Here is a 12,162-nt window from a genome sequence, read left to right as displayed (position 1 = left end):
AGTATTCAATTTTTTCAACATTCTTCCTCCACTAAATCCTGTATACAAAGAAAAAGCAAACTATTTAATCCAAAATCGCGCCTTTTCTTACAATAAGTGCTAATTTCACATTTTCGTTTCCAGTTTCTTGATTTAACCCCTGCCAATTTTTACAAATTTCAGTGTACATTTATATCATTCAATAGTAAAATATAATTGACTAATAAAATTTTTTTTATTAAAGAGAGGTGTATTCTTATGAATTATTTAGACTTATATTTACAGAGAAATCATTGCAAAAGATATGATGTCTTTAAAAAAACCGGTGTGAGTCAACAGTTACTTTCAACTCACACAAATAAAAGCATTGAAAAATACTCCAGTAAAGTAATCATTGCAATTGCAGAAACATTAGATAAAACTCCGGGTGATGTCCTAAATGAGCTATTGCATATAGAGAAAGAAAAGCCGATTTATGAAGCTTATAATCCAAATGATTTATTAGTGGCGTTAAAGGCAAAGTATGACAAAATTATTATTCAAGGAGCATACTACAAAGAGGTTAAAAAAATAATGGACACTCATCTTTCAGATAAAGAACTATTAGGCGTGGAATTGGGGAGTGCAGGTGTGTTAACCATTCTAATCTATGCGATTGAATCCGTCATGGGCTTGTTTAGTAATGCAGAAAAAATTCAAAAAGAAATTGAAAAAAGGCTTAAGCTGTATAAAATTATAGAAATGTCTGAAGATCGCTTAGTTTTAGGCTTAAAACAATTAGATTATTAATTTTATTTCAGTTTCATTATTCCTTTTTGTACAAATTAATGCTTAAATGCCCTAGTAAGTGCATTAACCAAGTAACGCAAAACAAAATCAACTCCCAAAAGGCTATGAACGAATTTGGCTTTACTATAAAGTAAGAGCGTCATTCTTCCTGTAGAGTTGTGCCAGATTAAGGAAATTGAAGAACTATAAAACAAAATAGTTCACCCATTTGATTATTGTTCATCATTTTCTCACTCCCCAAAACTTTATAATTGTTCTCTATTCTTCACTGTAAACCAACATATCTTTTTTTAGAAAACTGCCCTTTAACATAATAGCAGTGATCTTATATTTCTATTTATCCCGCAATACGTACCTCCTATTAAATGGTCCATAAATAAAAATAACCCAATTTCCACTAAGAAATTGGGTTATTACTGTTTAACTATTTAACTTTGGGAATCAAAAAATAACAGGAACAGATCTTCCTCTACATTTCTATCAACCGAAAAGTGTTTAACATTGTAATGACCATAGTGAGTATTTTATAATGATGCTTCACCAATTTTCATATTCTCACTCTTTTGATTCACCTATTTCTGAAACTTTCTAACATGTGCTTTAAAACGATCATCACTTCTTCTTTTACATCTTTTTGATCAGAGTGGTCAGAAATCCATAGCACTGCTTCATTCATTGCTCCAGAAAGACAATGGGTCATTGCCTCGACAGAAATAGGCTTTATTAGCTCGCGTTCCTGCATAAATTGTAATTGTTCCCTAAGTGAATTCATCGAATATTTTTCGTCCATTTTTCGAAAGGTATCCCAGCCTAATATAGCTGGCCCATCAATCAAAAGGATACGTTGATTTTGTGATACTACTGCTCCTTCCAGATAAGCTTGGCACCCGTTAATTAATTGCTGCCAGCTATTATTACTTTGTGCAGCAGCTGCTTCGACATGTTCACCGATCTCTTTCTGAACCACTTCAAATACAGCAAGAAACAGCCCTTTTTTATTTTTAAAATGATGATATAAAGCACCCCTCGTTACATTCGCTTCTTGTGCAATTTCTTCAAGGGTAACGTTCGCATATCCATACTCAGTAAAGTGCTGCCGTGCTTTTTCCATGAGGTTTTGTATTGTTTGTTCTGTTTCTGTTTTATTTTTTTTCATACGGCCTACACTCCTTACTCCACTTGACGGGATAACTCCAATGCATGTTCATGATTTACTTTTATTAAAGTTCTTAATCCATGTTTAATGATTTTTCGGTTTATACCATTATTATCTGATATATACTTCTGTATCCATGTTAGGACTGCTTCGGGGTTTTCTTTTGTTAAATCATTTATGTGGTTGGCTACAGACTTTTGAACATAGCGAGAGCTGTCACACATTAATTCTTCTAGCAAACTCAGATTATTTTGTACATCATTTTTTAATAGAGGTATCTTTTTAGCCCAAGGCAGCCGTGGCCGCGTTCCTTCACTTACTAATCTCCTAACATGTGAATTTGGATCTTTTGCCCAGAATTGAAAATAATCCATGCAGCGATCGCTATTTGCAATTAAATAGGGGCGGATTGCATATTCTGCTGTATGTCGTTTAGTAATTTCATACATGGCATTTAAGGATAAATCAAAGTGATCCATGCCATACTTTTCGACAAAACAGGCGACTGGCATTAGAAAATACCCCTTGGTAAACATCCCTTCTTCTGTTTTATTTTCTGGTCCTAAAATCTTTAATAAGATAGCTAAAGCTTCTTCATAATCAGTTGGAAGATGTTGCTTTAAGATGTTCGCAATTACCTCAACACGAGCCTTCAATTCTTTATTTTCTACTTCTATAGATACAGTATCTACAAAAGACTCTCTAGTAAAATGAGGATACTGCTGCTGGATTAAATCTGCCAGATGAAGGGCCAATTCTCTATCAAAATAATATTTAAAAGGTATATACTCACTCATTATGACTCCCCTCTCTCACTTTCTATTTATAATGATTTTGAAAGGACGTATCATGCGGAATAACCGTAATGATATCAATCAATACTCCATTTGGGTCACTTGTAATAAAATGCCTTTGACCAAATGCCTCGTTACGTAATTCGAGATGTAAGGGCAGCTGTTTTTCCTTAATCAATTGATGATACATTTCATCTACATTTTCAACTTCAAAATTTAATATTAATCCTTGGATAGACTTTCCATAAGAGAAAGGAACAGTTTCGTGATCAGACTGAAGGATTGCCAATTCAACACCAGTCTCTTCTTGCTTTAGACTCACATACCAATCAGCTTCAAAAACACTTAAAAATCCAAAATTCTGTTGATAAAATTCACTCGTTTCCTTCACTTTCATTGTCATTAACACTGGGTAAAAACTGCTAAATCTCATTCTCTTCACTTCCCTCATCGTAAATTAAACATATTTTATCATACGTACAGCACGTATGTAAAATAATCTTTCAATTATGATCTTACTTTTGTGATCATCCTATTCCCCCAATATCTTACCCTTTAGCTTCCTATAGGTAAGTTCAAATAAATAATTTACGAAAGGTTAAAGTCCTTTACTAATTAATTTAAATAAATAACTACTTTGCCAATAATAAGTTGGCAAACATTCGAATACTAGGTTTACTAATCCTCCACCTCAGTTCCTCCGAGCAAAATTCTCTCCTCCATGAAAAAGTTAGGCATTGCTGCAATGCCTTGCCCATTTTCAAGAGGTATTCATTTGATTCCACACAGCAAGCTAATTGACATATTTTAGCTCATAAATACTCTATTCTTGCATCCTCTTATTGAAGAAAAAGGAAGGTTCTATTAACAGTTTTAACGAAACAAATCCTATTAGAAAAAAAGCCGATTGCAATTGCAATCGGTTTTTTTCTTCAAATGGAATATTAAATTCTATTTAGTTTTCATGTATTTTTATAAACTTCTGTATTCATCCTATTGGATTTAATATACTTAGTAAATATATAACGGACTAATGGTCCCATAATAATGATCTGTAATGGTAAGGCCATAATTAAATTCTTGCTAAAAACTGCAAAATAATCGGCTGCCACTGAGTTAGAAGTAAAACCATTATGTATATATGTTGAAATTAATCCGTAAAATGACATAAAAAACGCCATTCCCAAAACCATGCATCCTGATATGGCAAGGACTGTATAGATTTTCTTAGTTGTATTTACAGTTAGTTTTAATGCTATTTTTTTAGCATTTGGCCCTACTATTAACATGTCAAGTCCAAAAGCAATCACAAATCCAATTAAAAAATCAGATATCCCTTCTTTAAATGTCATCTTCCCGATTGTTCCATTTAGGTAAAAATTATATATAGTCATAACTAATACCATCCCAAAACACATGATTAAACCAAATTGTAAACTTTCTTTCTTATTTGTTGGCAACATAATCATCCCTTCTTTTTACTACCTTTGTATTATAGGGATAGTGAGAACCTCTTCGTAAATGAACATTTTGTGAACATTTTTTTGACTGATTCATTCATTTTAGCTTTAACTTGCTTCAACGGAACTCCACCAAACTTTGATAAATTATCTAATAACATTCTCCTTGTTTTTAACAAAAAGTTTAATATCCTTTACGTGCTACTACACAAAATGGAAATATCAATATATTAAGAATCGTTCATTTCTAGTTTCAGAAATGGTTTAAACAAGATTTTATACATATATGTGTAAATTGGGTCTTTCATACTTGACTTTTAGATTAAGCTATTCATTTATTTTTAATGTTCTCTTAACTAGACTACTCTTCTGCTGAAAATTACTATTTACTAGATAGATACCAATAATAATAAACATGCCACCAACTATGTTTGAAAGGTATAACGACTCCCCTAATAGTAACCAGCCTGATAATACACCAAAGAAAGGAGCCAAAAATAAAAATGCACTCGTTTTTCCTGGTTCACCTTTTTGTAAAAGATAATACCAGAGGGCAAATTGAACAATAGAGGACATTATACTTAACCATAATAAAATGAGCAATGAATTACCATTTAAAATAAAAAATGGTTTTTCGAGTATAAAACTGCTAAGTAAAAGCAGGAACCCACCAAAAAGCAACTGATAGGCTGATAAAACCCACGTATCGAAATGTAAACCCCATTTATTTGCTAATAATGTGGCAATTGCCCAAAAAATAGCAGAAAGAAGCCCAAAAAGAATACCAATCTTAAATTCAATTTGCGCCCCCATTGTTATACTTACCCCTACTAATCCAAAAAGAACACCAATCCATTGATAAAGTTTATAGTGTGTTGTTAAAAAGATGGTACTGAATATAACAACTAGTAACGGGTTCGTGAATGTAAGAACTGAGGATTCACTTGCTGTGATGGTTCGTAAACTCAAGAAAATACATCCCATCACACCTGATGTTTGAAAAGCACCAATAATAAACACTTTTATCCAACTACTAATGGATGTCGGGTGCGGCCTTTTTAAAATGATTACGATTACAGCCATAATAATTCCAGCAAGTGTAAAGCGTAGTGCTGCTAATAACAGTGGGGATGAGTAAGGTAAGCCAATCTTAACTACAGCAAAAGAAGAACCCATTAAAAATGTTGTTATGAGTATTAGCAATGTAAATTTGAAAGTATTCATTTTTTATCTCCCTACATATTTATTGATCAATCTGGGATTATTATAACTGCTGAATATTCCAGCATTAATCGAAATATGGAATGCAAATGGAGATAAATAAATATATAGTTTCTATGTTGTCTACTCCCTTTTGGGAACAACCTATGCTGCAATGCAAACAAATTTAATATATGGGTGTTTCCATACGGGTAGTGGACTTGCTTATAGGAGTGTTGATAAACAGGCACACAATAATCTTTTGACTTTAAATGCATGAGATGAAAAGTAACAGTCCTAAAAAAAGGGCGTAATTCTTACTTCAGAATTGCGCCCGAGCGTGAAATTAGCAAAGGAGTCTATTTATCGAACAGCCCTCTTCCTCTCAGATTTGCAGAAATAGGTTCTATCCCTATTTCGCGTGCCCATATAGATAATTGGCCAATATGGTGAATTTCATGAACAATGACATGACGTATAATCTCTCCGTGTGTACATTCAATGACACGGCGTCTGATTGGAGCGTCTCTAGAGCTTATCGGTTCTTCAATGAAATCAGTTTCTGAAAGTTTCCGAGATTCCATTTCATTTGTCCATGATGTCACAAATGGCTTCACTTTCTTATGATAGAGAACTGAAAGATCTTTTACTTTTTGTAAGCTGGCATAATCCTCAAACAATGGTGCCTCAGGAACTGCTTCACCTCGCAAACCTAAGATCCACATATATTCAACATCAATTATATGAAATAAGGTATTCAGAATACTGCCGAACCCTCCGACCCGTTTCTTTAATAGTTCTTCATCCGGTATGTCTTCGCACAATGAAAACCAATCCTCACGAACTTGCCAGTTATATTGAAACAGTGTTAACATCCTCCAGCCCCCATGTTTTATAGATTTAATATTTAATCTTCATCAAAAGACTTCAAAAACCTTTTTTTAAAATCAAGTTAAAATCTTCAACAAACTTGCACGGTTGTTGAATAACAGTATTCGGCGTTTACTAACAGCTTCATTCCAATTTTCATAGAGCCAGTTGGTCCTTGCACTTCTAATTTTCTATATAAAGCATTTACTATCAAAATTGATAATAAAGTTATCTCCCACTTCAGAACTCCCCTTCAAAGTCATGGAATCTATTACATCTAAAACAAACATTCATCAATCAATTCTTTATTTGCCAATTTTTCTACCCAATCAGAAGGAATTTGTTCGTATCCGTATATGATACCAGCAAGTCCGCCAGCAATTGCGGCAATAGTGTCAGTATCTTCGCCAAGATTTACCGCTTTCAGAACACAATCCCTATAATTATTTGTAGTACACACACACCAAAGGGCTGCTTCCAATGTATGTACCACATATCCAGATGAAATGATGTCCGATTCTGAAAGCTGTGCCAGTTTTCCCATATTTTCAAACGGTTCTAACCATGTCCCTCTTGAAAGAATGAATTGCAGGGATTCTCCCTGTATTAATTGCTTTGCGATATTTATATAAATGACACACGCCTCTATCGATAAGAAGTGAGCATGTGTAAGGCTGGATACATCTCTTAGATCATTCTCTTCACATGGTATAAAAGCTAGGGGGAGTATTCTCATAAGCGAACCATTTCCATTTGAAAAAATGTCGGTTTGGCCACATTTCAATGGGGTTGTCCCTAAACGATATTGTTCGATGGCCGCTGCGGTAGTATTCCCAATGTCAAACCGTTCACAATGAGCAGTGTAGTCAGCTCTTGAATACCACTGCTCGAATTTTCCCATCATATCATCAACATGTATAACTGCATAGTGTTTCTTAAGGGAATCGCAAGTTGCCAAAAGCATCGAGGTATCATCTGACCACGTCCCAGCTTTCTGTTTCCATGTACCATAACCAACCATATCCGTACAGTGAAATGACCCTCTTTTTTTAAATTCAAATGGCACTCCTAGTGCATCGCCTACTGCAAATCCATAAACAGCATCTTTTAAAAGTCTCATTACTCATCACCTGCTTCATTAAAATCCCTCAAACGTTTTGTCAATAAGCACTATGGACTTTTCCAAACGTTCTTGATACGTCCCGCCAATGCTTACAAAATCCATCCCATTTTCCTTCAATAGTTCCTTTAATCGGAGATTATTTTCCTCCCTCACTTTCTGTTCTCCGTGCACTCTTAATCCATCATCAACCCATTTGACATCTGGCTCCAAATATAGGCATAGATCGTACTCTTGATTCCGTGCAACCTCATTTAAGACCGTTTGGTGTTTTTGATTGTACAGTTCAGAGTAAAATTGAGTAACTACTGCCTCTGTGTCGATAAAAACGATTTTATTGGCACTTTTAATTGCTTCATATTCTTTCAGTTTGTGGCCATATGCAATCATCGGGTAATCTTCCTCTAAAATAATTCCATCACAGCCTCCTAAGTCTTCACAATAATCTCTTCCATACTCTTTGACATAAGTTGTGTTATAAATAAGTGCTAAATTCTTAGTAAGGGTAGATTTCCCGCAGCTTTCCGTCCCTAAAATGACAATCTTCTTTATAAAATAAGGTTTGGCCACATCGGGAATGTAATCCCAATAGGCAAACACCCCTTTTTCCCGAATTTGGGTTGCTGAAATGGGAATCTGCTCTCTTTTTTCATCGATCAAAATATGTTCCGCTTCGGGATACAACTCCTTAAAAATTGGGCCATATTCGATTTCAGAGCTAAAAACAGAATCAATTTCTCTCCCAATTGCTTCCCTTATTTTCAAGGCTCCTTCTTTCCAATCATAGTCCTCATTCCCATCATGGTCCTCTACTTCCACAACCTTTATATTATTCATTTCCTTTGTTAATTGAGAAAGCCACCGAAGCCTAATCTGGCCTGGGATGTAGGATAGCTTGCTACCAGCGCATAATTCCTGGTCTCTTTTTTCACTATGTGAAAGCACGACATATAATTCATCCACCATCGTAGAAGCTTTAATAATAGAATAAACATGACCTTGATGGAAGGGCAGAAACTTTCCGCCAAAAAATCCAACTCTTTTCATTTACATCCCTTCTCCCTTCTGTTTCTTATAAACTTTAGACCAGTTGTAATATCCATATATACTGTTGATTAAAAAAGCTGACCACATCACAAGCATCGATACGTCATTGCCACCTTGCAAAATCAATGCCTTCAGCCAAAGTACAATTGAAAGCACGTTCACTGCAATCCAGAATAACCATTGTTGAGTGTATCGTTTTAACATGAGGATTTGTGCAATGACAGATAAGGTCGTTGTAGCAGAATCGATCCATACCACATTTCCACCTAGCTTTTTTAAGAGGAACGCATAAAGAATAAAGATTGCCAGAAAGGATACGATCGTTCCAATCCATCCTTTTTTCGTTAAAACATTGATTTGGATATCCTCCCCTTTTATCTTGCGATCAGTTGTATGCTGCTTCCATAAATAGATACCGACAAATTGGAGCGGAAAATAAAACAGGGCATTGAGCATCACTTCACCATAAAGACCATAGCCATAGGCAATGTAGGCATAGGTTCCCGTTTGAATGATGCCAAAATAATAGTTACTCACCTTCCCTTTTGCAACTAACACCACACATAGCATTCCAGAAATGGAGGTGATCAGCCCAAGAATAGTATCTTCCCAGGCAAAAAATAGATAGATATTAATTAATGTAAAAATTATAAGCCATAGCTTTTCAAAAATAGTCCAATCTTTCATGATCTTCATTTTTACCACTCCTCGCAGTTTATTAATTAACAATTTGTTAATTATAACTTCTAAAAAAATTAATATTTAGCATTGTATATTGAGACGTATGGCTCAAAATCGTTAAATCGATACAGCTGTGCTTTATTTTTTGACCAGCGATTGGTCTTTTGCGGCACTCCATCCTTTACAACTTTTTCAATAAAAGGCAGAGAGGGTGCTTTCCGGAAAAATTGGGCATCAAGTTTAAGCCATGGCTCATCCATAACAGTTAACAAGACCCCTTGAAGTTCCGAAAGAACAAATTGCTTTGGCAAAAAGTTTTTCGCAACTGTTGTTAAGGACATATCCTTTTTAATAAACCATAAAGCTTCCTCGATAATTTGCTTATGATCAAATGCCAAGTCCAGCTGGAACACTTCGTCCATAGAAAATAGCTCTACTTCCGATGCATCATCAGCTGCTCTCCTTTTTACCAGCTTATTTTCTGGCACGATGGCATAATGAGCATTTGAAATAATCCATCCCCGCTTATCACGTCCAAATTGATCGTATACACCAAAGTGCTTAATTCGCAACCCCGTGATTCCTGTTTCTTCGCTTAGTTCTCTAACTGCAGCTTCATATGCTGTTTCTTCAGGTTTTATAAAACCGCCAGGCAATGCCCATTTTCCCCCTTCTAAGTTGGAGTGGCCTTCTTTGGTTTTCTCGGTTCGTTTAATAAGCATAATTTTTAATGTTTTTTCAGGAGGCTTATACTGGCCTACTTCGGTTGAAATAATCGTGAAAACGGCAATATCACTCGTATAGCCATCAGGCGTGCGATAGTTGCTTACATCATAATTTAAAAAATTATCATTCATCTGATTCACACCTTACGTTTTTAAATTAACAATTCGTTAATTGTTATTGATAGATTAACACAACATTTATTACCTGTCATTAGCTCAAATTTCCTAATTTTAAATCATTCTTTATTAAAATCTTCCTGGCAAAATAAAATGAACGCTCATTGATTCATCTGACGTTCTTTAAATATAGGCTTACACATGCTATAATTAAAAACTTAGGATCATTACGATATTACTCATTATTGAACGGATGCCCGAATAGCCTCCGACTAGTGAAAAAATATGGAGGGGTAAAAAAATGAATAAACGATGGACAATAGATAAAATTAAAGATTTTGTTGAGAAGAATTCGGAAAGTAAACTGCTAACGACGGAATATCACGGTTTTTCTCAAAAGTTACTTTTTAAATGTGCATGTGGCAGTAATTTTGAGAAAACATTTACGAAATTTAAAAATAATCATCAACGGAAATGTGATGTGTGCCAACCGCCTAAGGAATCACGATAAATAAAGTGCCGATTTCCATCATAGGAAATCGGCACTTTATTTATCGTGATGAGTTAATAATTATATCTATGTAAAGAAAAATGCAGCTGCTTATTTAATTAAAGCCATACCCGACAATTTATTCACAGTTGGCAAATCAGCAGGTGCCCAATCCAGAGATTCAAGCTTATCTGGCTCTACCCATTTAATTTCTAAATGTTCCGTGAGCTGCGGTTCCCCTTCTATTAACTTGCAAAAGAAGGTGGATAAATGAACGGTTCCAAAATCATACTCGTATATGGTATGATCAATTTCTTTCCCAATCTCAATATGACAAAGCAATTCTTCGTTAATTTCTCGTTTTACTGCTTCTTGAGGGGTTTCTCCTGCTTCAATCTTACCACCCGGGAACTCCCATTTATATGGTAAAATCTCATCTTGTCCCCTTTGTGCACACAGGACCTTCCCTTTTTCAATGATCACTGCGCCTACAACATATATATCCTTTTTCATACAGGCCTCCTTATACAAAGAACATCTTTGTTCAAAATTGAGAAAATTACTTTCCCCTACCAAAGGGACAGATTTCACCGATACCAATCTGCCTGCTCCATATTTACAAAAGGAATATCCGTTTCAACCATTCCTTGTATTCTCTTAATAGAGAGGTCCTCGCCATTTACCCAGTTTGAAAAGTCAATTTGTTCTGGTTCTTGGTCTCCACCAAGTGCAATCCAAGATTCCAGTTCTTGTGGAAAATAAGCGGAAGTATGAATCGTTCCTGCCCAGCTTCCGTAAAGCTTTGAGAATATGCCTCTATCTGTATCATTTAATAGCCTAAAAGCTTCTTTTCCACTTAATTGATTTCCCAGGTATTCTTCAATTACTTGCATTCTTTTCTTTGAATCATCTAGGACGTGGCGATTCTCTTCCGTCATGATTTTAAAATGATTGGTGCAAGCATTTCCCTGTCGCACCTCTACTCTTCTAGGTGAAGTCTCCACAATATACGGCAACTCCCCTTTTGAATCGTATAAAACGTAGCTAAATGAACCTCGATGTGGAATCTCTTTCAATAAATCAACCGCTTCTCCTGTATTGGTGCACAGTTCAAGAATTAGCCTGCCGATCATATGACATATAAAGCCATCACCTGGACGTTTCCTGTTCATAAAGGTATACCCCATTGCTAGACCTTTTTCATTCATTCCGTCACATCTGCCAGTGATTTTCTGGCTCAAGCCGATCGTGGCATATCCCTGGTCCTTCGGTTGAAATACGACACAGCGGCCATCGTACGTTTTTGGATGATAATCATAATTGCGAATCATGTAATGGTCGCCTACATAAATGGAGCATCCAGAAGGATTGATATTTACTCTGTACCCGCCAAACTCTTGTAATACTTTTTCCATCGGCCATTCTAGAGCATCCCGTAATCCTAGAAATTCTTCCCAAATCATCGGTGCCAGCTTCTTGAAAACTTGTTGAGTTTCATCAAGGTCAATCTTAAAGAGGGGCTTTCGAACCTTCCATTGCCGCTCTCTGTTTTTGATCAAGATCGATTCTCTAAGCACTTCCCCTTGATAATAGCCAAAATCATAATGCGTGCCACGAAATTGAATGACATCTGCAAAAACTTTTTTCATGATATAATCCTCCATTTTCTACATTACAACTAGGATACGCGGAATGAACAGAAAAATAAAGGAAAGAAAAATTGGATGGTCAAAC

14 protein-coding genes are annotated in these 12,162 nt (G+C 35.5%); 2 read left to right on the top strand and 12 right to left on the bottom strand.

Going from position 1 to position 12,162, the window contains the following annotated elements; genetic code table 11:
• Positions 1-237: 237 nt before the first annotated feature.
• Positions 238-768: a helix-turn-helix domain-containing protein gene (locus ASU02_RS07285; RefSeq protein ID WP_057762490.1), complete on the top strand. Its 531-nt coding sequence runs from the start codon at positions 238-240 to the stop codon at positions 766-768.
• Between the two features lie 568 nt (positions 769-1,336).
• On the opposite strand, the gene ASU02_RS07280 is transcribed toward ASU02_RS07285, so the two are convergent.
• The 10 genes from ASU02_RS07280 to ASU02_RS07235 form a co-directional block, all read right to left on the bottom strand.
• Entirely contained in the window at positions 1,337-1,924 is a 588-nt protein-coding gene (locus tag ASU02_RS07280; RefSeq protein WP_057762488.1) for a TetR/AcrR family transcriptional regulator, read from the bottom strand.
• Between the two features lie 14 nt (positions 1,925-1,938).
• Positions 1,939-2,721 carry a DNA alkylation repair protein gene (locus ASU02_RS07275; RefSeq protein WP_057762486.1) on the bottom strand — a complete coding sequence of 261 codons (783 nt, stop codon included), beginning with the start codon at positions 2,719-2,721 and terminating at the stop codon, positions 1,939-1,941.
• A gap of 22 nt (positions 2,722-2,743) precedes the next feature.
• Complete coding sequence (locus ASU02_RS07270) at positions 2,744-3,151, bottom strand: VOC family protein (RefSeq protein WP_057762484.1); 408 nt, start codon at positions 3,149-3,151, stop codon at positions 2,744-2,746.
• A 529-nt stretch (positions 3,152-3,680) separates the two neighbouring features.
• Positions 3,681-4,178, bottom strand: a complete 498-nt coding sequence (locus tag ASU02_RS07265) for a DUF2798 domain-containing protein (RefSeq protein ID WP_057762835.1) — start codon at positions 4,176-4,178, stop codon at positions 3,681-3,683.
• Positions 4,179-4,505: 327 nt separating this feature from the next.
• Positions 4,506-5,402, bottom strand: a complete 897-nt coding sequence (locus ASU02_RS07260; protein ID WP_057762482.1) for a DMT family transporter — start codon at positions 5,400-5,402, stop codon at positions 4,506-4,508.
• A gap of 335 nt (positions 5,403-5,737) precedes the next feature.
• A complete protein-coding gene (locus ASU02_RS07255; protein WP_057762479.1) occupies positions 5,738-6,253 on the bottom strand; it encodes a DinB family protein in 516 nt (171 codons plus the stop codon).
• A 272-nt stretch (positions 6,254-6,525) separates the two neighbouring features.
• A complete protein-coding gene (locus ASU02_RS07250; protein WP_057762477.1) occupies positions 6,526-7,368 on the bottom strand; it encodes an ADP-ribosylglycohydrolase family protein in 843 nt (280 codons plus the stop codon).
• A gap of 18 nt (positions 7,369-7,386) precedes the next feature.
• A complete protein-coding gene (gene nadR, locus ASU02_RS07245) occupies positions 7,387-8,415 on the bottom strand; it encodes a multifunctional transcriptional regulator/nicotinamide-nucleotide adenylyltransferase/ribosylnicotinamide kinase NadR (RefSeq protein WP_057762475.1) in 1,029 nt (342 codons plus the stop codon).
• Positions 8,416-9,111: a nicotinamide riboside transporter PnuC gene (gene pnuC / locus ASU02_RS07240; protein WP_057762473.1), complete on the bottom strand. Its 696-nt coding sequence runs from the start codon at positions 9,109-9,111 to the stop codon at positions 8,416-8,418.
• A 59-nt stretch (positions 9,112-9,170) separates the two neighbouring features.
• Positions 9,171-9,953: an NUDIX domain-containing protein gene (locus tag ASU02_RS07235; protein ID WP_057762471.1), complete on the bottom strand. Its 783-nt coding sequence runs from the start codon at positions 9,951-9,953 to the stop codon at positions 9,171-9,173.
• Positions 9,954-10,239: 286 nt separating this feature from the next.
• Between ASU02_RS07235 and ASU02_RS07230 the strand changes: the two genes are divergently transcribed.
• The gene (locus ASU02_RS07230) at positions 10,240-10,449 is read left to right on the top strand and encodes a hypothetical protein (RefSeq protein WP_057762469.1); all 210 of its coding nucleotides are present in this window, start codon (positions 10,240-10,242) and stop codon (positions 10,447-10,449) included.
• 90 nt (positions 10,450-10,539) lie between these two features.
• Here the strand turns inward: ASU02_RS07230 and ASU02_RS07225 are convergent, their stop codons facing one another.
• Together ASU02_RS07225 and ASU02_RS07220 are read right to left on the bottom strand one after the other, a co-directional pair.
• Positions 10,540-10,941, bottom strand: a complete 402-nt coding sequence (locus ASU02_RS07225) for a (deoxy)nucleoside triphosphate pyrophosphohydrolase (protein ID WP_057762467.1) — start codon at positions 10,939-10,941, stop codon at positions 10,540-10,542.
• A 74-nt stretch (positions 10,942-11,015) separates the two neighbouring features.
• Positions 11,016-12,077 carry a C45 family autoproteolytic acyltransferase/hydolase gene (locus tag ASU02_RS07220; protein WP_057762465.1) on the bottom strand — a complete coding sequence of 354 codons (1,062 nt, stop codon included), beginning with the start codon at positions 12,075-12,077 and terminating at the stop codon, positions 11,016-11,018.
• Positions 12,078-12,162: the final 85 nt, after the last annotated feature.

The organism is Cytobacillus praedii, from assembly GCF_001439605.1.
GTDB classification, from domain to species: Bacteria; Bacillota; Bacilli; order Bacillales; family Cytobacillaceae; genus Cytobacillus; species Cytobacillus praedii.
The sequence above is the reverse complement of the archived record's forward strand: the minus strand, read 5'-3'. Positions and strand labels throughout refer to the sequence as shown.

Excerpts from the sequence above, each read along its gene's own strand:
- ASU02_RS07225 (WP_057762467.1), bottom strand. The coding sequence starts at position 10,941 with ATGAAAAAGGATATATATGTTGTAGGCGCAGTGATCATTGAAAAAGGG.
- ASU02_RS07275 (WP_057762486.1), bottom strand. The coding sequence starts at position 2,721 with ATGAGTGAGTATATACCTTTTAAATATTATTTTGATAGAGAATTGGCC.
- ASU02_RS07230 (WP_057762469.1), top strand. The coding sequence starts at position 10,240 with ATGAATAAACGATGGACAATAGATAAAATTAAAGATTTTGTTGAGAAG.
- pnuC (WP_057762473.1), bottom strand. The coding sequence starts at position 9,111 with ATGAAGATCATGAAAGATTGGACTATTTTTGAAAAGCTATGGCTTATA.
- ASU02_RS07220 (WP_057762465.1), bottom strand. The coding sequence starts at position 12,077 with ATGAAAAAAGTTTTTGCAGATGTCATTCAATTTCGTGGCACGCATTAT.
- ASU02_RS07270 (WP_057762484.1), bottom strand. The coding sequence starts at position 3,151 with ATGAGATTTAGCAGTTTTTACCCAGTGTTAATGACAATGAAAGTGAAG.
- nadR (WP_057762475.1), bottom strand. The coding sequence starts at position 8,415 with ATGAAAAGAGTTGGATTTTTTGGCGGAAAGTTTCTGCCCTTCCATCAA.
- ASU02_RS07260 (WP_057762482.1), bottom strand. The coding sequence starts at position 5,402 with ATGAATACTTTCAAATTTACATTGCTAATACTCATAACAACATTTTTA.
- ASU02_RS07280 (WP_057762488.1), bottom strand. The coding sequence starts at position 1,924 with ATGAAAAAAAATAAAACAGAAACAGAACAAACAATACAAAACCTCATG.
- ASU02_RS07255 (WP_057762479.1), bottom strand. The coding sequence starts at position 6,253 with ATGTTAACACTGTTTCAATATAACTGGCAAGTTCGTGAGGATTGGTTT.
- ASU02_RS07235 (WP_057762471.1), bottom strand. The coding sequence starts at position 9,953 with ATGAATGATAATTTTTTAAATTATGATGTAAGCAACTATCGCACGCCT.
- ASU02_RS07250 (WP_057762477.1), bottom strand. The coding sequence starts at position 7,368 with ATGAGACTTTTAAAAGATGCTGTTTATGGATTTGCAGTAGGCGATGCA.
- ASU02_RS07285 (WP_057762490.1), top strand. The coding sequence starts at position 238 with ATGAATTATTTAGACTTATATTTACAGAGAAATCATTGCAAAAGATAT.